The organism is Clostridium sp. AF35-15, assembly GCF_003477745.1.
In the GTDB taxonomy this organism is placed as follows: Bacteria; Bacillota; Clostridia; order Lachnospirales; family Lachnospiraceae; genus Otoolea; species Otoolea fessa.
In genome coordinates this window covers 94,935-114,670 of sequence record NZ_QUDY01000006.1, presented here as the reverse complement: position 1 = coordinate 114,670, position 19,736 = coordinate 94,935, and the positions used below count along the sequence as shown (strand labels likewise).

19 protein-coding genes are annotated in these 19,736 nt (G+C 50.1%); 2 read left to right on the top strand and 17 right to left on the bottom strand.

Features of this window, described 5'->3' with window-relative positions; all coding sequences use genetic code 11:
• Positions 1–88 precede the first annotated feature (88 nt).
• The 15 genes from DWZ76_RS08840 to cysK all read right to left on the bottom strand — a co-directional run bounded on the left by DWZ76_RS08840 (position 89) and on the right by cysK (position 15,130).
• Positions 89–748, bottom strand: coding sequence for a hypothetical protein (locus DWZ76_RS08840; protein WP_107001586.1), 660 nt, complete (start codon positions 746–748; stop codon positions 89–91).
• Positions 749–903: 155 nt separating this feature from the next.
• A complete protein-coding gene (locus DWZ76_RS08835; RefSeq protein WP_118472457.1) occupies positions 904–1,929 on the bottom strand; it encodes an acyltransferase in 1,026 nt (341 codons plus the stop codon).
• Positions 1,930–1,959: 30 nt separating this feature from the next.
• Positions 1,960–2,607: a DNA repair protein RecO gene (recO, locus tag DWZ76_RS08830; protein ID WP_118472456.1), complete on the bottom strand. Its 648-nt coding sequence runs from the start codon at positions 2,605–2,607 to the stop codon at positions 1,960–1,962.
• A 20-nt stretch (positions 2,608–2,627) separates the two neighbouring features.
• Complete coding sequence (era, locus tag DWZ76_RS08825) at positions 2,628–3,545, bottom strand: GTPase Era (protein WP_022359739.1); 918 nt, start codon at positions 3,543–3,545, stop codon at positions 2,628–2,630.
• Positions 3,546–3,571: 26 nt separating this feature from the next.
• Positions 3,572–6,490: an insulinase family protein gene (locus DWZ76_RS08820; protein WP_118472455.1), complete on the bottom strand. Its 2,919-nt coding sequence runs from the start codon at positions 6,488–6,490 to the stop codon at positions 3,572–3,574.
• 115 nt (positions 6,491–6,605) lie between these two features.
• Positions 6,606–7,418, bottom strand: coding sequence for a YdcF family protein (locus DWZ76_RS08815; protein ID WP_118472454.1), 813 nt, complete (start codon positions 7,416–7,418; stop codon positions 6,606–6,608).
• A gap of 34 nt (positions 7,419–7,452) precedes the next feature.
• Complete coding sequence (locus tag DWZ76_RS08810; RefSeq protein WP_118467416.1) at positions 7,453–8,691, bottom strand: U32 family peptidase; 1,239 nt, start codon at positions 8,689–8,691, stop codon at positions 7,453–7,455.
• A 14-nt stretch (positions 8,692–8,705) separates the two neighbouring features.
• Positions 8,706–9,347 carry an O-methyltransferase gene (locus DWZ76_RS08805; protein WP_022359735.1) on the bottom strand — a complete coding sequence of 214 codons (642 nt, stop codon included), beginning with the start codon at positions 9,345–9,347 and terminating at the stop codon, positions 8,706–8,708.
• On the bottom strand, positions 9,334–9,747 hold the full coding sequence (locus DWZ76_RS08800) for an aminodeoxychorismate lyase (RefSeq protein ID WP_118472453.1): 414 nt from the start codon (positions 9,745–9,747) through the stop codon (positions 9,334–9,336). Before DWZ76_RS08800 ends, DWZ76_RS08805 begins: the two co-directional genes overlap by 14 nt.
• Positions 9,748–9,777: 30 nt before the next feature.
• Positions 9,778–11,445, bottom strand: a complete 1,668-nt coding sequence (locus DWZ76_RS08795; RefSeq protein WP_022359733.1) for a ribonuclease J — start codon at positions 11,443–11,445, stop codon at positions 9,778–9,780.
• A 34-nt stretch (positions 11,446–11,479) separates the two neighbouring features.
• A complete protein-coding gene (locus tag DWZ76_RS08790) occupies positions 11,480–11,782 on the bottom strand; it encodes a DUF1292 domain-containing protein (RefSeq protein WP_107001592.1) in 303 nt (100 codons plus the stop codon).
• 56 nt (positions 11,783–11,838) lie between these two features.
• A complete protein-coding gene (gene ruvX, locus DWZ76_RS08785; RefSeq protein ID WP_118293431.1) occupies positions 11,839–12,276 on the bottom strand; it encodes a Holliday junction resolvase RuvX in 438 nt (145 codons plus the stop codon).
• A 107-nt stretch (positions 12,277–12,383) separates the two neighbouring features.
• A complete protein-coding gene (locus DWZ76_RS08780) occupies positions 12,384–12,647 on the bottom strand; it encodes an IreB family regulatory phosphoprotein (protein ID WP_022359731.1) in 264 nt (87 codons plus the stop codon).
• A gap of 110 nt (positions 12,648–12,757) precedes the next feature.
• Entirely contained in the window at positions 12,758–13,927 is a 1,170-nt protein-coding gene (locus DWZ76_RS08775) for an ATP-binding protein (protein WP_107001594.1), read from the bottom strand.
• Positions 13,928–14,194: 267 nt separating this feature from the next.
• Positions 14,195–15,130 carry a cysteine synthase A gene (cysK, locus tag DWZ76_RS08770; RefSeq protein ID WP_118472452.1) on the bottom strand — a complete coding sequence of 312 codons (936 nt, stop codon included), beginning with the start codon at positions 15,128–15,130 and terminating at the stop codon, positions 14,195–14,197.
• A 704-nt stretch (positions 15,131–15,834) separates the two neighbouring features.
• Between cysK and DWZ76_RS08765 the strand changes: the two genes are divergently transcribed.
• On the top strand, positions 15,835–16,593 hold the full coding sequence (locus DWZ76_RS08765; protein ID WP_107001596.1) for a tRNA threonylcarbamoyladenosine dehydratase: 759 nt from the start codon (positions 15,835–15,837) through the stop codon (positions 16,591–16,593).
• A 126-nt stretch (positions 16,594–16,719) separates the two neighbouring features.
• Here DWZ76_RS08765 and mtaB read toward each other — a convergent pair whose 3' ends face one another.
• Complete coding sequence (gene mtaB / locus DWZ76_RS08760; RefSeq protein ID WP_107001597.1) at positions 16,720–18,036, bottom strand: tRNA (N(6)-L-threonylcarbamoyladenosine(37)-C(2))-methylthiotransferase MtaB; 1,317 nt, start codon at positions 18,034–18,036, stop codon at positions 16,720–16,722.
• A 91-nt stretch (positions 18,037–18,127) separates the two neighbouring features.
• Between mtaB and DWZ76_RS08755 the strand changes: the two genes are divergently transcribed.
• The gene (locus DWZ76_RS08755) at positions 18,128–18,358 is read left to right on the top strand and encodes an HPr family phosphocarrier protein (protein WP_022359725.1); all 231 of its coding nucleotides are present in this window, start codon (positions 18,128–18,130) and stop codon (positions 18,356–18,358) included.
• 154 nt (positions 18,359–18,512) lie between these two features.
• On the opposite strand, the gene thiI is transcribed toward DWZ76_RS08755, so the two are convergent.
• Positions 18,513–19,691: a tRNA uracil 4-sulfurtransferase ThiI gene (thiI, locus tag DWZ76_RS08750; protein ID WP_117795086.1), complete on the bottom strand. Its 1,179-nt coding sequence runs from the start codon at positions 19,689–19,691 to the stop codon at positions 18,513–18,515.
• Positions 19,692–19,736: the final 45 nt, after the last annotated feature.

Here is a 19,736-nt window from a genome sequence, read left to right as displayed (position 1 = left end):
GTCCTCCTGATTCATTTATCATTGTACCCGTCCCCGCCTCTTCTTTCGATATCTGGCAGATGGACGAATTTAACAATCATTCTGTTTTTTATCTTTTAAAAATCACATAAGCCGTGCCTGTTTCCGGCAGACTGACGGTTGAATCGTCTTTTAACTCGGTATTCGAACTGCGGTAAAGCACTTTTCCGCCGACCATCAGCGTCGCACCGCCCTCGCTCCGGACTGCCATGCCGCTCTTTTCATTCTGAACCGTATCCGTTCCGGCTTCGCTTCCATCTGCCTTTACCAGCTCACCCTCGGAAAACCATCCATCGGCAATCGCCTCCGAAAGCGGCTTTGCCTCCAGCGCCGTCAGGGAGTTGCTGGTGTCCTCATTGTCATTCGTCTCTCCGAATGCTTTCAGATCTTCAAAGGAAGCATAATCAAAGATCGCAGTCACCGTGTCTTTTCCCGCCTTCACACTTTTCAATGCTGCCGGCAGTCTCTCGGCATTTTTCTGGTTCTGTGCCAGCGCCCCGGCGCCTTTTTCTTCATTAAAATGAATCACTGCCGTCTCTAAATACTGCTTTAATTCATTCTCATCGACCGAAATACCGCCGGTCTGCTCCACCAGAGCACTCGACAGCGCCCCGTCTTTTGCCACATATACGCAGCTCTCCGAAGGGGAAAAGGCGGTTTCCCGTGAGCCACAGCCGGACAGCATCACACCCACGGTACACGCTGCCAGAAGAAATCCTCTTTTTTTCATTGCTCTTCCTCCCAAGCGCAAAAATGCTCCTACAACCAAGTTTTTATAGTATACCTGCTTTTCTATGTATTTTCAAGACTTGGACCTGAAAAAACGCATACTCGCACTTCCGTTTCCAGAGATACCTGCCTTTCAACCGTAAATCCTGCTTTTTGTCAGCGTCCCCCATTCAGGGTCTTCCAGATATCCGGACGGTACCTCCGCAGCACGCGCGCCGCCTGATAACAGAGTGTCACTGCAAGCAGCGGCATACACACATACATAAACATCGAAACCAGCTGGCTGCCCGGAAATAGCAGCGCCGCCGCCTTATTGAGGAAACGGACCACCACAAAGTGCGTCGCATAGATAAAAAAGGTGCAGGTCATAAACGGTCTGACTTCTCCCAGCCAGCGCTCGTTTACCATCATCCAGATACCGATGACTGCCAGAAGCTGGTAGAGAACGATTCCCGGCACAAAATAGTGGGTATAATAGCTCCTGCTGAGCACGATTCCCACTGCCAGCAGGCACACCCCCAGTGCCGCCCGCTTCCACGACCATACCGCCTCCGCCCATTTTCTCCCGTGCAGCGCCGCATAGGCGGCAAAGGAATAATAAATCAGGGCGTCCAGATTCAGCTCCGGCAGCGCCACTCCCTTGAAAAGTGCCACAAGTAGCACCAGCAGAAATGCCGCGCCGGTCCAGATATTTTTCAGAAACAGATACAGCACCGGTGCCAGCAGCACCAGCAGAATGATCTGATACATGAACCAGAACACCGGATTGAAGGTATACTTGGTGATCGCCTGCCATGCCCCGGACGTCGTGATCACCAGATCCGTCCGGTTGGCGATCGTCTGCAGTCCCGGAATCCGGCTCGCCGCCACATACGCCACGTAGTAGATAGTATTCCAGAGCAGGTACGGAACCAGAAGCGAATGCAGACGTTTATTTAATTTTTCTCCCAGCCGCTTCATCGTGAAGTTCCGGTAGAACAGGTAGGCAGACAGCATGATAAAGCATGGGATGTCCACCCGCAAAATTTCCTGCATGACCGGGTACTGGAAATGCCACCACGGTGCGTCCTGCCCCAGTTCCGGGAAAAACAGATCCGCGTTGCCGGAATGCGTCCAGATGACCATGAGGCAGCAGATGAAATTGAACCAGGCAATTTTCTGGTGGAATTTGGGTTCTGGCATATAAATGGTTCCTCCCTGGATAGTTGTATGTTATGTAATCGTCTGCAATATCTCCAATGAGTGAAAACTTTTATCTACATACGCCCTCTTATTCCGCTCCACATTCGCCGCAAATTGTGCAAATGCATCTTCTTTCAGAAGAAATGTATACAACTTCTCGATCGGCGCGTAGATGACGTACTGCCAGGCGTAGCGTGCGGAGTCTCCGGCGCGCAGGGGTGGATCTTCGGTGTATTCGCCGTTGATGACCATGATTTTTAACTCGAAGATACGCTGTACAAGTTTGTTGGGGAGTGCGGGTTTTAGGAGGGCGCGGAAGGACTGGTAGAGTAATCGCAGCATTTCTCTTGCCTCCAGACCTTCTCTTCCAAAGTATTCGGCGAATTCAGCAAAATAGGAGGCGTAGCAGGCGCACTCAACGTCCTGTTCAAGTCCTTCGAAATAGTTTTCGATCTCCGCGCCATAGAGATTGTAGGCATCCCGCGTCTCAGAAAGTGTGAAGATTCCAAATGCGAAAGGCCGGCTTGCCGCACGCAGCAAACTTCCAGTGCGCTTCGCCCCGCGGGCAAATGCCGTGATTTTTCCGCGGTCTCCCGTCAGGAGAATCAGACGTTTATCAAATTCACCGACCGGGGCTGCATAAAGCACCATTCCGGTTGTCTGTATCAAATCTCGCATGCAGCCCTTCCTTCCCTCACTTAAATTTCTTTCGGGTTATATCCGTAATTCTTCATATACATATCGCTGTCTCTCCACTCCCGGCGCACTTTAACCCAGAGTTTCAGGTTGACCTTCGTGTCCATCAGATTTTCAATTTCCATCCGGGCAGCGGTTCCGATACGTTTTAACATCGATCCGCCTTTTCCGATGATGATGCCCTTGTGGGAATCGCGCTCGCACACGATCGTTGCATCCACGTCGATGATGCCGTTTGGACGCTCTTTCATCTGGTCGATGACAACTGCAATGCCGTGCGGGATCTCGTCGTCCAGCATCCGAAGCGCTTTCTCGCGGATCAGCTCCGCTGCGATCTGGCGCATCGGCTGGTCGGTGACGGTATCCTCATCGTAAAACTGCGGACCTGCCGGGAGGTATTTAAAAATACTGCTCTTGACATCTTCGATATTCATCTCTTTGAGAGCCGAAACCGGGATAATCTCCGCAAAATTCAAAATATCCTTATATGCCGCGATAAAGGTCAGAATCTCTTCCTTCGATTTGACCGTATCAATTTTATTGATAACCAGAATGACCGGCGTCTTGATCTTCGAAAGCTGCTCTGCAATGTGGCGCTCGCCTGCCCCGATGAAGGTGGTCGGCTCTACCAGCCAGAGAATCACGTCAACCTCTTTTAACGTATTCTCTGCGACATTGACCATGTACTCGCCCAGCTTGTTTTTCGCCTTGTGGATACCCGGTGTGTCCAGAAAAATGATCTGTCCGCGCTCGTCTGTGTAAACCGTCTGGATACGGTTCCGGGTCGTCTGCGGCTTCTCAGATGTGATCGCGATCTTCTGTCCTATCAGGTGGTTCATCAGCGTGGATTTGCCGACATTCGGACGCCCGATCAGGGTCACAAAGCCAGATTTAAACTCTTTTGTATCTGTATTTGCCATCTTGTTTCCTTTCACTTACATTTTATTTAGTTAAACAGATTTTTCACCGTCTTAAACAGATCCTGATTTGCCTTGACTTTTTCTGCATTTCCAATCGCACAGATGCTCTGCTCACTGAGCACTGCCCTGATAATCGGCGCCAGCTCCCGGATATCCTCCGGAGTAACTGCCAGGATCTCGTCTCTCTCTTTCTGGATCATCGCATCCGTCACGCCGGTAAACCAGGCCGCGTCGGCGCGAATGCCTTTGTACGGCGGCAGAAGCGGCGCATCAAGGTCGCTGATGGTTCCAATCACGAATTTCGTCATATCACGCTCGTCTGCCTCAAACTGCTCCAGATACGGCACGATACCCTCGTAAACCTCATTCGTCTCACGCAGGTTCGGATCGCGGTAGGAAACGAAATAGCTGTCGCCAAACCGTCCGGCTCCATTCATGACGCCGTAAGCGCCGCCCTTGACACGGACATTGATCCACAGATAATCATATCCGAGAATGACTTTCAGCGTCCGCAGCGTGCCCTTGTATGCCAGCCCTTTCTCCACGAAATTGCCGCAGCGCGCCAGATAATTGACCTGGGAGGAGGTCATGAAGCCCTCGTTTAAGTTCTCTTTTTTCCACTCAAACGGATAAACGGTTCCGTCTCCCTGTGGAAGACGTTCTTTTAAAAGCGGAAGCGCTGCTTCAAGCCCTGCCTGATCGTCGGCTGCTGCCGTGTAGCTTATCAGCATATTTTCTTTTGTAAACAGGCGTGCCGCCGTCTCTTTTAATTTCGCGATCACCTCGCCCTTTTTCTCCTCAAAGTGCTTTGCCGTCTCTTCAAGGAACTGGTAGAAGCCGATTCCGCCCGTGCAGTCGTCAAATGCCGATTCTGCTGAAAAATAGGAGCTGGCTCTCATCACTGCCGCTGAATGTGCCGCCTGATTTAAACGCATCTGGCTCTTCGACTTCGTCTCCGCCACAATCTCGCCGAGACGTTTCTCATCATCAAGGATTGAATCAAGCAGAATCTCCGCGATCGCTGAAAATCCAAAGTCCAGCTTCTCGCACAGCACCCGGGCACTCGCGGTAAAAATACCGGTAAACGCGCCCTGTTTCCGGCTGTCCGCATAGGAGCTGACGCTGAGCGTGATACCGCCGGTATTTAAGTTGATCTCATCCGACAAATCGCTGTATGTGTGTTTCGTCGTATCGACAAATCCAAGCACTGCTTTCAAAAGTCCCACATACGGCAGATCCCTGGATGGTACACGGTCAGTACGGAACATCACGCGCAGATAACCGATGCCTGAGGTAAAGAGCTCATGTGCCAGCACCTTGGTTCCGCCAATCTCGCGCTCGGTCAGGATAAATTTCTCCGCCTCTTTGCGGATATCTGAGCGTTTCAACAGCGGAATCTTCTCTAAATCTTCCTTCGGGGACGGGGTGTCCTGATACTCTTTCAGCTCTTTCGTGCCATCCACGATCGCCTGAATCTCCTCCGCGCTCAGGCTCTTCTTATATGCTTCCAGCTTTTCACGCAGCTTCTCATCCTCGATCGCCGTCAGTCCCCGCTTCGGGCTGACCGTGATCACCGCCTCAAACGGGTTATCTAAGAGATATTTGCGGATCAGTTCTTCAAAATATCCTTCCTTTGCTGCTTTTTTGAGGAATGCAAATGTCTCCTCATATTCCAGGTGCATCAGCGGATCGCCGCCGTACAGCCAGCTATCTAAGCACTGCAAGCCGTACATCAATCCTTTTGGCGCGTTGCCGAAATCTGCCTCGCGGCTGCGGAATTCATAGTAGTTGATGCCCGCCAGCAGGCTCTTCTGGTTGATGCCATCATCTGCCAGCTTCTTAAGCGTTGCCTTGACAGTCTTTAAAAATGCCTCTTTCTGGCTGCTATCCGCATTTTTCGCAATGACAGAAAAATAGGGCTGTAAAATACCATTTTCATAGCTTCCCAGGATATCCTGGCCAATCCCGGCGTTGATGAGTTCTTTCTTTAAAACGGCGCCCGGCGCATCCAAAAGCACATACTCCAGGATCTGAAATGCCATGTAGAGAATCGGGTCGAGATCGTCGCCCACCACCGTATTAACCGACAGGTAGGTTGCGTGATCCTCCGGCTCATCCTCAGTGATCGGATAGAAGATCTCACGGTCCTTCGGCGCGTCAAACGGCTTCTGGTAGTGAATTTCAGAATCTACCGGCTGACGGTCATAGTGGCTTAAATACTCACGATCCAGCCAGTCCAGCTTCTCTGCCATATCCATATTTCCGTACAGATAGATAAAGCTGTTGGACGGATGGTAGAATTTGCGGTGGAAATTCAGGAAATCCTCATAGGTCAGCTCCGGGATAACCTCCGGGGCGCCGCCAGACTCATGCGTATAGCAGGTATCCGGGTAAAGCGTGTTCTGCGTGTAGCGGTCAAGCACGCCCTCCGGGGAGGAAAATGCACCCTTCATCTCATTGTAAACGACACCGTTTACCGTGATCGGGCTGTCCGCCGACTCCATCTCATAATGCCAGCCCTCCTGGCGGAAAATCTTCTCTTCTTTATAGATATTCGGATGCAGAACCGCGTCCATATAGACGTCCATCAGGTTCTGGAAATCTTTGTCGTTGCAGCTTGCAACCGGGTATACCGTCTTATCCGGGTAGGTCATCGCGTTTAAGAAGGTATTTAAGGAGCCCTTCACCAGCTCTACAAACGGATCCTTGACTGGAAATTTCGCCGAACCGCACAAAACGCTGTGCTCCATGATATGCGGCACACCCGTGCTGTCAGATGGCGGGGTGCGGAATCCGATGCAGAATACCTTGTTCTCATCGTCATTCGAGAGCAGGAACACTCTCGCTCCCGTCTTCTTATGTTCCAGAAGAATCCCCTCGGAATTCAGCTCTTTTACGTGTTTTTCATTCAGGATCTGATAGCTCTTCAAATCTTTTACTGTCATGCTGTCTTTCCTTTCTCTAAAACGATTCCACAGCGCATACAGACATCTGTTGAATCGTTACTGTTCACGCATACGTGAACAGTAACGTTGAATCGCACCTTTTTTTCTTCTTTTTTTACAGTCTTCCCATAAATTTGTCTTTTAGTACGGCAAATGCCTCCCGCAGCCACAGGTGCACCGCCAGCACCGGGTCGCACGCAGCTGCCACGCCGACCGGCTCGATCTCCTGTCTGCGCGCGATCGCCTCCGCCCGGAACACATGGTAATTGCTCGTCAGAATCCCGATCCGGATGGTATCGCCGTCCGGGCGCTCACGGTAAAACTCCATCAGGTGCGCCCGCGCCGCCTGCGCCTTGTTGTATTCCTGCCGGTCGATCACCGTCCGGCTGAACTCGATGTTCTGCACCGTGTCGGAGGACTGGTCTTCAATCAGCAGCTTATCCTCCGGAATCCCGTTGTACTGTAAATATTCGTACATCGCCCGCGCCTCGCTGATCTCCTCGCCCGGACCTTTTCCGCCGGAAAGCACCAGAACCGTGTTCGGATATTCCTCCGAATACTCGATCGCCCGATCCAGACGCTGCTTTAGGGAATTGCTGATCCTGGTGCCGCGCACACGTGCTCCCAGCACGATCACATAGTCCGCCGGCTGTCCCGTCGCCGTAATGGCGCTCCAGCCGATCAAAACCTCCGTGATCACCAGAATCAGAAATCCCGCCGCACATACTGTCCCGACGGAAACGCCGATCCACACGGGGATTCTGCCCTCATGCTGGCTGCCAAACCACCATCCAGCCGCCAAAAGTCCCAAAAAGATCGCCAAGCAGGGCCAGATCAAGGCAAACGAAGTCGAAACACCTGAATAAATAACAATTATGATATAATATAACAGGCACAGGACCGCCGTTCCTCCTAAAAACCAAACCATCTGTCATCCTCCTGATGTCCATCCAGCCGCACCTTTACAAATCCAGCGCTTCGTCCTCACGCCGCAGGATATCCTGCGGCTTTGCCATGCCGCCTAAGTCTACCCAGAGCTGCTGCTTCGGGTGCGGTGCGCTCTCCTGCGCGGTTCCATCCTCGGTAAAGATGCCTTTCACTTCCACACGCAGGTTACGTCCGTCCGGCTTCATGATCTCGATCGTCTCTCCCACGCTGAATTTATTCTTCTGCTCCAGATGAACCAGGCCATCCCCGCGCACAGCGCCGACCGTTCCCAGATAGGTGTACGGTTTTACATAAGTATTGCTTCCGTATACCTGCGACTCGGTACCCGGTTTATGGAAATAAAATCCAGTGATGTATTCCCGGTGGGTACATTTGCGGATCTCACTCTTATACCACTCCATCTTGGACTGGTATTTTTCCGGGCTTTCCAGATAATCGTCGATTGCGATTCGGTAGGTTCTCGCCACGGTTGCCACATAGAGTGCTGTCTTCATGCGTCCCTCGATCTTGAAGCTGTCGATTCCTGCTTCGACCATCTCCGGAATGTGCTCAATCATGCACAGGTCGCGGGAGTTGAAAATATAGCTGCCGCGCTCATTTTCATAGACCGGCATCCACTCGCCCGGTCTTGTCTCCTCCGCCACCGCATATTTCCAGCGGCACGGATGAGTACAGGCGCCCTGGTTCGCGTCGCGCCCCGTCAGAAAATTGCTGAGAAGACATCGTCCTGAATAGGAAATGCACATCGCTCCGTGGATGAAGCTCTCGATCTCCATATCCTCCGGAATATGTTCGCGGATCTCGCGAATCTCCTTCAAGGACAGCTCCCGCGCCGTTACCACGCGCTTCGCGCCCTGTTTATACCAGAAAAGGAACGTCCCGTAGTTTGTATTATTTGCCTGTGTGCTGATATGGATCTCCATCTCCGGGAGAATGCGTCTGGCAATCTCAAAAACACCCGGATCGGAAATAATCAGCGCATCCGGCTTGATTTCTTTCAGTTCTGTGAAATATTCTTCCACACCGGCTAAATCATCATTATGTGCAAAAATATTTGCTGTAATATATACTTTGACGCCGCGCTCATGGGCGAACGCAATGCCCTCTTTGATCTCTTCGTTCGTAAAATTCTTTGCCTTTGCCCGCAGACCAAACGCCTCGCCGCCCAGATAGACCGCATCGGCTCCGTAAAGGACCGCCGTCTTGAGGACGTCCAGGCTGCCCGCCGGGATTAAAAGTTCCAGTTTTCTCATGTTTTTCCTTTCTTTTATCGCTTTACACTTAACGCCACGCCATCCCCGATCGGAATGACAGACGTCTCAAATTCTTTCATGTGTGTCAGTTCATATAAATAATCGCGCATCCGCGTGTGGATCGTCCGGTTGCGGCGCTCGACCGCATAGCGGGATTCCACGATATCGCCGTCCTGTAAGACATTGTCCGACAGAAGAACGCCGCCGGACGGCAGCAGACGCAAAATCTGAGGCAGCCAGTGCATATACTGCCCCTTAGCCGCATCCATAAATATAAAATCATAAGGGCCGGAAAGCGTCCCCAGTATCTCTTCCGCATCGCCTTCCAGTAAAGTAATGCACGGCTCTTTTCCTGCCCTTTCAAAATTGCGCTTGGCAATCGGTATTCTTTTTTCGTACTTCTCAATCGTCGTGATCCGGCAGTTTTCCGGCATCACACGGCTCATCAGTAAAGCCGAATAGCCCACAGCCGTTCCTACCTCCAGAATCGACTGCGGGCGCTTGAGAGCAATCAGTGTTTTCAGAAATGCGGAGGTCTCCCTGCGGATGATCGGCACGCAGTCAGCCAGCGCTTCTTCCTCTATCGAGTCGAGCAGCGGTCCGTTGCCCGCGTCCAACGACTGGATATAGGCGGTAATTCTGTCATTTACTATCACTTTTATCCTCCTCCGGGCTGGCGGCAGAAGCTGCCGCCTCATCCATCTCCTTCAGCATCTCCAGAGAAGTCTGGGCGGTGCTGAACTGATAGGTTCCCGGATATATCTTGTATTCATAAATCTTTGCCTGCAGCACAAAGACCACGCGGCTTTGAATCAAACCGACGCGTTCCAGCGCTTCGCCTGCCTCGGAGGTGCTTTCGCTTTCCTCGATGGTAACCGTTCTCATTCTTCCCGGCTCTGCCTCAACTGCGGTCGGGTTAAATATCTCATGCCCCAGCCAGTAACCCTTCGTTGCGCCCTCATAGAGCAGAAACAGTGTCAGTACCAAAAAAACGATCCGGAACACACTGTCCAGAATTGATACTGCGATATGGGGTTCCCCAGATGTCCGGCTCATATTCCACCTCCGTGCTGCTTTTGCAGTCTTCTACACTTCCATGATGATCGGAAGAATCATCGGATTTCTCTTCATCTTCTTCCATAGGAAATCACTCAGGCTGTCGCGGATAATGTTCTTGATCTTGCCCCAGTCGCTCACGTGCTTCTCAAGACAGCCTTGTACGGCTTCATCCACGATTCTCTGTGCCTCTTCCATCAGATCCTCGGACTCACGCACATAGACGAAACCTCGGGACACGATATCCGGTCCCGCTAAGAGCTGGTTGCTGTATTTCTCCAACGTCAGTACCACAATAATGATACCATTCTGTGCCAGGTTCTGGCGGTCGCGCAGAACGATATTTCCGACATCACCGATGCCCAGACCATCGACCAGGATGCCGCCCGCCTGTACATGGTCGGCAACACGGTAGCCTTCGTCCCCGATCTCGATCACATCACCTGAGCGCATCAGGATGACATTTTCCTTCGGAATGCCCATTGAAATTGCCAGGTTGCGCTGCGCCATCAGGTGGCGGTACTCACCGTGTACCGGAATCGAGAATTTCGGACGAACTAAGGAGTACATCAGCTTGATCTCCTCCTGGCAGGCATGTCCGGATACGTGGGTATCCTGGTTGATAACCTCTGCGCCCTTCATCGACAGCTCGTTGATAACTCTTGCAACGGCTTTCTCATTGCCCGGAATCGGGGTGGAACTTAAAATAACCACGTCACCCGGCATGATCGAAACCTTCTTGTGCAGGTCTGCCGCCATACGGGACAGGGCCGCCAGAGACTCGCCCTGGCTGCCGGTCGTGATAAGGACGGTATCCTCTTTCTTATAATTTTTCAGATGTTCAATGTCGATCAGTGTATTTTCCGGAATATTAATGTATCCAAGTTCGCTCGCCGTGCCGATGACATTGACCATGCTTCGGCCCTCGACCACTACCTTACGTCCATAGTGGTATGCCGTATTGATGATCTGCTGGACACGGTCTACGTTGGAAGCAAACGTCGCAACGATGATCCGGTTGTTCTTGTGCTCTGCAAAAATCGAATCAAAGGTCTTGCCGACGGTGCGCTCCGACATCGTAAATCCCGGACGGATCGCGTTGGTACTGTCACACATCAGCGCCAGCACGCCTTTCTTTCCAAGCTCGGCAAAACGCTGCAGATCCGCCGGTTCACCGAATACCGGTGTGTAATCGATCTTGAAGTCGCCGGTGTGGACGATAATGCCAGCCGGGGAGAAGATCGCAAGCGCCGATGCATCTGCGATACTGTGGTTCGTCTTGATAAACTCAATCCGAAAACATCCGAGATTGATGGACTGTCCGTGCTTTACGACCTTGCGGCGGACGGTCTTCATCATATTATGCTCTTTTAATTTATTCTCAATCAGTCCGATCGTCAGTTTGGTGCCGTATACCGGTGCCGGAACATCGCGGAGTACATACGGCAGCGCGCCGATATGGTCCTCATGTCCGTGCGTGATCACAAAGCCCTTGACTTTGTCAATGTTGTTCTTTAAATAGGATACATCCGGGATAACCAGATCGATTCCCAGCATATCGTCGCTCGGGAATGCCATACCGCAGTCTACTACAATAATGCTGTCTTCATATTCGAAGGCAGTCATATTCATACCGATCTGTTCCAGACCACCGAGCGGTATGATCTTTACCTTATTATGATTTGTTTCCTTTTTCAATCAATGCACCTCCAAAAATTCGATTTTTAGATTTTTATTCGATATCAACGCCCAGATCGCTCATCAGCTCCGCAAACACCTTGGACATATACTCCAGTTCTCCGTCATCGTCCACAAATTCGTAAGCTGCTTCTGCATCCTCCGGCTTTGATGTATCTCTCAACAGATAGCACTCTCCATCGCCGTCCTTCGTATCACTTGCCAGCAGATAGGACTCGCCATTTAACTTTGTCTCTTCCAGGACATACAGCTTCACTTCCTCGCCGTTCTCATCCCTCAGCGTGATGCTGTTTTCCATATTATTCAGTTCATCTAACATTGAATCCAGGTTTCCCATTCTATGATTCTCCTTCTATTCTTTATTTTCAATCATTGATTTTTATCACTGATAATTTATTCTTCCGCTTTTCCTTGTGCCTGTAAATCCAAATATCCCTGCAAAATCAATACTGCCGCAATCTTATCAATCACGCTCTTCCGGTTTTCCCGGCGCACTCCACTCTCGATCAGGATCTGCTCCGCCGCATTCGTCGTCAGACGCTCGTCCCACATAACGACCGGAAGATTCGTCCGCCGTTCCAGCATCTCTTTAAATGCCAGCGTCTTTTCAACGCGCTCTCCCAGCGTATTATTCATATTTTTAGGATACCCCAAAACAATCGTCCCAACCTCGTATTCCCGGATCAGCTCTTCAATCCGGGCGCAGGTCTGGCGAAGTTTGTTCTCATCCTTCCGTGTGATCGTCTCAATCCCCTGTGCTGTAATGCCTAACGGATCGCTGACTGCCACTCCCGTGGTCTTCGATCCAAAATCAAGCCCCATAATTCTCATATTCTATTTTCTCCATAACAAAACAAGCTGGCAGCCCGTCAGATATTGGACTGTTGTCGCCAGCTGTTTACTCTTCCGCTTTTTAATTGCCGTGCTGCATCCACTCTTTACTGAAGCTTCGTCTCAATATATACCTTCACAAGCTCTTCCAGAATTTCGTCACGCTCTACCTTCATAATCAGGCTTCTGGCACTCTTGTGGCTGGTAATATAGGTCGGATCTCCAGACATAATATATCCTACAATCTGATTGATCGGGTTGTAACCCTTCTCCGTCAGCGCTGTATATACCTGTTCCAGAACCTGGCTTGCCTCCAGCTTCTTCTCTTCCTGTACTGCTCTAAAAAACTGTGTATTGCTGATATCACCCATTTTGTCTTCACGTCCTTTTAAATACCCGCCGCGCTCTGTCACTCTGCGGATCCATGCGTGCAGGTAAACTACTCTTTTTTATTTTACTCTACTTTACCCCATTCGGCAAGTTATTTTTTATCATTATAATCATCCAGGAAATTGTACGTCCAATCGTCCTTGTGGTAACCGATCACAGTCTTTAAGTTGATATTGTGGACACTCTTAAAGATATTTTTCTCGATCACGTCGCTCTCCTTGCGGAAATGGGCGATCAATTCCTTCATCTCATCGCGCTTGGAACCACGTCCGCCTCCGCAGCTCACGCAATTTTCAGTAAAACGGCACGCGCACTGTATAAACTGCAGTCCGTTGTAATCACGCCACGCCTTGACCGCATCTTCCTTGATAAGGTACATCGGGCGGATCAGCTCCATGCCCTCGAAATTCTGGCTGTGCAGCTTCGGCATCATCGTCTCAATCTTGCCGCTGTACAGCATTCCCATGAGGATCGTCTCAATCACATCATCAAAATGATGCCCAAGCGCAATTTTATTGCAGCCCAGCGCTTTCGCCTGTGCATAGAGGTGACCGCGTCGCATTCTGGCACAAAGGTAGCACGGATTCTGTTCGATCGTCGCCACCGTGTCGAAAATATCGCTCTCAAATACCGTCAGCGGAATGCCGAGAAGTTTCGCATTGTCCTGGATGATCTTCCAGTTATCCGCATTGTAGCCCGGATTCATCACTAGAAAAACGGTTTCAAACTGGAATTTTCCATGTTTTTTCAATTCCTGGAAAAGTTTCGCCATCAGCATGGAATCCTTGCCGCCGGAGATACAGACTGCGATCTTGTCGCCCTCCTGAATCAGGTCGTAGGTGTTGAGTGCCCGCGTAAACGCCCGCCAGATCGGCTTGCGGAATTTTTTTATAATACTCTGCTCAATTCTCGCCCGTTTTTCCTCTCGATCCGCCTCGGATTCTCCGCCTACGAAGCGGGACAGGGAGAGGCGCAGCCACGCACGGTAACCACCCTCCACATTGACCGCGTCAAATCCGTCTCCGGTCAGACGACGCACCCACTCCTGACTCTTCTCACCGGTATGGCACATCACGTACACTGGATGCATTTTGTCTAACCTGGCTGTTTCTTCCTCATATTGCTCTTCCAGCCGGGACGCCGGGAGGCTTACCGCCCCCGGAAAAGTTCCGCGCATATACTGGTCCTGCGGGCGGATGTCCACGATCGTCTTCTCCGCATCCTTTAACGCTTCCAGCTCCTCAATCGTAATCGTTTTCATTGTATATTCTCCTGTATCCGTTATCTGCAAAATCCTCTTTAAGAAAAAGAATGTAAAAAATGTACCTACCTGTGTACAGTAACCACAATTCTCATGAAATGAAACAAAAGCACAGGATCCGCGCTGACAGTGCTCTGCCAAACAAACGGGTCCTGTGTTTTTCTGCTGTTTTGTTACCGTTCACGCGCACGTAACCAGTAACTCATTTTCTGTTAATTATAACACTCTCCCTGCATTCTGGGAAGTCCTATTTCTATAATTAGTCTCTTAGTCCTCTGTAAAGAGTGGTGTGGAATAATAGCGGTCACCGCTGTCCGGAAGAATCGCTACGATGGTTTTCCCCTTATTTTCCGGGCGTTTTGCCAGCTCAATCGCACCATGCAGGGCTGCGCCGGAGGAAATACCGACTAAAATGCCCTCTTTGTGTGCCAGAAGTTTCGCTGCCGCAAATGCATCCTCATTCTCCGCCTCGAAAATCTCATCATAAATCTTAGTGTTCAGTACATCCGGTACAAATCCGGCACCGATACCCTGAATCTTGTGTGCGCCGCCCTTGCCTGTCTTTAATACCGGGGAGGAAGCCGGCTCCAGCGCTATGACTTTCACATTCGGATTCTGGGATTTTAAGTATTCGCCGGTACCTGTCAGAGTTCCGCCGGTACCAACGCCTGCGATCAGGATATCAACCTTTCCGTCGGTATCATTCCAGATCTCCGGACCAGTGGTTGCTCTGTGAACCGCCGGATTGACCGGATTGACAAACTGACCGGCTAAGAAGCTGCCTGGTGTCTCTTTTGCCAGCTCTTCTGCCTTCTCGATCGCGCCCTTCATGCCCTTTGCGCCCTCAGTCAGGACAATCTCTGCACCGTACGCTTTCAGAATGTTGCGGCGCTCCACGCTCATCGTCTCCGGCATCGTCAGGATGATGCGATATCCCTTCGCTGCTGCGATGGACGCCAGACCGATACCGGTATTGCCGGAAGTCGGCTCGATGATGACAGAACCCTCTTTCAGGACACCTCTCTTCTCTGCATCCTCAATCATGCCTTTTGCAATACGATCCTTCACGCTTCCAGCCGGGTTTAAATACTCCAGTTTTACCAGAACCGTTGCTTCCAGTCCCAGCGCTTTCTCAACATTCACAACCTCAACTAATGGTGTGTTTCCTACCAGTCCCAGTGTTCCCTTATAAATGTTTGCCATGATGATTTCCTCCTAATATCTGTGATGATTTTTATATTTTTTAATTTTTATAGATTTCTATAGATTCTTCTTTTTTACAGAACTCATTTCCAATTTGAAAAACTCGCTCCAAAAGAAGTTTAAAATGCGAAAAGAGCCCATCCTCTATACACATTTCCCGCCCGTCCAATCCAGCTTTTCTGCCGCCTGTCCTGCTTGTTTTTCTGTGTACGCGGATGCGCTCTTTCTATATCCTTAACCCTTATGAATAAAAAGATTCACGAAACCCGTTTTCCCCGGAAACCCCGCTTACCGAAGTCCAGCTTTCTGGTTTTCGCGTACACAAATGCGACAACAACATCGATCCATACAGGTACAAACATTGCTGCAACACATCGTATTCATCCAAAAACCATTGACTGCTTTCATGATCTTCACTCCTTTTCTTTTTCCTATCAGCTTAGTAGGTATATTATCACTTTATGCAATATCTGTCAACCTTTTTTTGCCCGTTGTTACTGTTCACGCACGCGTGCCCAGTAACGATTATTTGCACACTTTGTTACGTTTCTTCATGTCTTTCTTGACAAACGCAGACCGCACCTTTACAATAAAATACCGAACTGATGGGTAAAAAACGTTCAGAAACAGAGCCTGCTATTATTTAGTATAGCACAGTTGTGACTGTGAAGCTACTGACAGAATATATTACAAGGGAGTATCATATGTTAAATTCATTTTCACGAACGGAACTTCTCCTCGGCAGGGATGCCATGGAGCGTTTATCAAAAGCACGCGTTGCCATCTTCGGCATCGGCGGAGTCGGCGGCTATGCGGTGGAGGCCCTCGCGCGCAGCGGCGTCGGCACGCTTGATCTCATCGACGATGACAAGGTCTGCTTAACCAACATCAACCGTCAGATCATCGCAACCACCTCCACCATCGGAAAGTACAAGGTCGATGTCGCTGAGGAACGCATCAAATCCATCAACCCGCATGCGGTTGTCCACACCTACAAGACATTCTACATGCCGGATACCGCGAAGGAATTTGATTTTTCCCAGTATGACTACGTGATCGACGCAATCGACACCGTAACGGGAAAACTGATGCTGGTAGAACAGGCAGAGGCAAGCCACACGCCGATCATCAGCTCGATGGGTGCCGGAAACAAGCTGGATCCGGCTGCCTTTGAGGTAACTGACATTTATAAGACTTCCGTCTGCCCGCTCGCGAAGGTCATGCGGCGTGAGCTAAAAAAACGCGGAATCAAGAAACTGAAAGTGGTTTATTCGAAAGAGAAACCGTTGACTCCGGGCGATGATATGGCAATCTCCTGCCGTTCCCACTGTGTCTGCCCGCCGGGAACCGCACGCAGCTGTACCGCCAGACGGCAGATTCCGGGGAGTATCTCTTTTGTGCCGTCCGTAGTGGGACTGATTATTGCTGGGGAAGTTATTAAGGATCTCGTTGGGGTTCATTGATTGCTTACTGATTAATTTGTTAAGCCGATATATTCTATTTATGTCATTTTTTTTAATTTTATATGTATGTAAAAAACCAATGAATCCCATCTTGGGGGTATCATTGGTTTTTTCGTTTCCTGTCTTTTATTCATTTTCCAGTAAAAGCACCTCTTCATTCAGTGCCTTCGTGAAGATTCCCTTCACCGTCTTATTTTTCAATCCTTCTTCGTATGGCACGGCACCTTTGACATACTGGCGGGTGTGTCCCATCATGTATTTGGTTCCGTCAATCTCGATTGGTTCTTCGAGAAGGATTTCTTCTTCGGTTCCGAGGAAGCGCCCGCGGTATTCTAAGGACTGCTGTTTTTCCAGTGCCAGCAGGATATCGCTGCGGACAGATTTGGTTCCTTCTGGTACCTGATCCGGCATATCGGCGGCGCGGGTGCCTGCGCGGCGGGAATATTTGAATATATGCATCTCGTAGAAATGGATCGTTTTTAAGAAGCGCTCTGTTTCAGCAAATTCTTCTTCGGTCTCACCCGGGAATCCTACGATGACATCGGTCGTGATCGCCGGATTGTCAAATTCTTCCCGCAGAATTTCACAGCACACCTGGTATTCAGCAGCATTGTAGCGGCGGTTCATGCGCTTTAAGGTCGCGTCGCAGCCACTCTGGAGTGACAGATGGAAGTGCGGGCAGATGGTCCGCAGACTCGCCAGCTCTTTGGCAAATTCGCGGGTTACGATACGTGGTTCAAGAGAACCAAGGCGCAGGCGCTCAATGCCCGGAATCTGATCGAGACGTTTGATTAAAGTCAGCAGATTTTCTTTCTGCTCATCCTTGAAATCGACGCCATATGAGCTTAAATGAATACCTGTCAAGACAATTTCCCTGTATCCGGCTTCCGCAATCCCGCGCACCTCGCGCTCGATGTCCTCCGGGCGGCGGCTGCGGACGCGTCCCCTCGTATATGGTATAATACAATAGCTGCAAAACTGGTTGCAGCCGTCCTGTACCTTGATAAAGGCACGCGTATGGTCAGCAATCCGGCGGATATGGAGTTCTTCGTATTCCTGTGAATGTCCGATATCCAGAATCTCACCGCTATTTTCGTGATCTGCAAAATAATCATCCAGAATCTGTACCAGATCTTTTTTCTGGTTATTGCCGACGATCAGATCGACCGCCTCATCTTTTTTTAGCTCCGCGCCTGCTGCCTGCACATAACAGCCGACCGCCACAACAGCCGCCGACGGGTTCATTTTCTTTGCCCGGTGCAGCATCTGGCGCGATTTCCGGTCGGCGACATTTGTCACGGAACACGTGTTGATAATATAAACATCCGCTCCTTCCCGGAACGGCACAATCTCATATCCTGCATCCTCTAAGAGCTGCTGCATGGCTTCCGTCTCATATGAGTTCACTTTGCAGCCCAGATTGTGGAATGCCGCTTTTCTCATTTTTATCTCCTTTAAATTGAATCCTCTCTTGACTTTTGTCAGATTACTTTGTAGTATAAAAGTATTATTGTAGATAGAGGAGGTTTTTTTCATGAAAACAGTTCGTATTTCTTTAAACTCGATCGATAAAGTTAAATCCTTCGTCAACGACTTAGCGAAGTTCGACGTAGATTTTGACCTTGTTTCCGGACGTTATGTGATTGATGCTAAATCCATCATGGGTATCTTCAGTCTGGATCTGTCCAAACCGATTGATTTAAACATCCATTCTGAGAACCAGATTGACGAGATCTTAACGACACTGGCTCCGTACATTGTATAGCAACCATTAGAACGATCGAGATGGTTCTGTTTGAAACGAAAAAAACCGCTGTTAAGCAACGCGCTTTGCAGCGGTTCTTTTTTAGATTTGGAAGAACGGCTCCAGCGGCTTCTCTGGATTATCGTTGTTCCTCCAAATCCTCTATTTTATATGACTAGCACCGGATAACCTCAACCGTATCGATCGCCTCTTTTACCAGCGCATCTATCTTCTCTTCCAGATTGCGCTCGGATTTTTCAATCAGGTGCAGGACCGGCTTGGTAACCGGGTGTTTGGCTACGAAGATGGTGCAGCAATCTTCATACGGCTCGATCGATGTCTCGTAGGTACCGATTTTCAGGGAAATATCGACGATATCCTGTTTGTCGAAACCGATCAGCGGGCGGAAGACCGGAAGTGTGCAGACTGCATTGGTAACCGCCAGGGAATGAACCGTCTGGGATGCTACCTGACCGATGCTCTCGCCGGTGATGAGTCCGAGACAGTCGTCTTTCTTCGCCAGCTCTTCCGCGATCTTCATCATGTAGCGGCGCATGATAATCGTCAGCTCCTCATGCGGGCACTGCTCGTAGATGTAGAGCTGGATATCTGTGAAATTGACTACGTTTAATTTGATCGGACCTGCGTATTTTGCTACCTGCTTTGCCAGATCGACTACTTTCTGTTTTGCACGGTCGCTGGTGTATGGCGGCGCATGGAAATAGGTTGCCTCGATGGTAACGCCGCGTTTTGCGATCATGTATCCTGCCACCGGGCTGTCGATACCGCCGGATAAAAGCAGCATCGCGCGTCCATTGGTTCCGACCGGCATACCGCCCGGTCCCGGAATCACCAGAGAGTATACGTTGATACGTTTTGCACGCAGTTCCACATTTAAAAGAACATCCGGATTGTGTACGTCTACCTTTGTCTCCGGGAATGCGTCCAGGATGACCTCACCGAGATCGCGGTTGACTTCCTCGGAGGTATGCGGATACTGTTTGTTGGCACGGCGGGTGTTTACCTTGAACGTAAAGTGTTTATCTGGGTATGCTTTGTCCACATACTCAACAATCTTCGCTTTCAGGTCGTCATAGCCGTTGTCCTCTAACTGGACCATCGGACAGATCGCCGCAATACCGAATACCTTTTTCAGTGCATCGATGACCTCATCGTAATCAAATTCTTCCGCTGCGGTCGCATAGATACGCCCTGCCTCCTTGGTTACGGTAAATTTTCCATCAAGACGTTTTAACGAGTGATGGATGTGGGACACCAGCGCGTCCTCGAATACATAGCGGTTTTTACCTTTCAGGCCAATCTCCGCATATTTAATCAAAAATGTATGAAACATGGAATTCCCTTTCTACAACAGGCTGTCATTCTTCTGCTTTCCCGC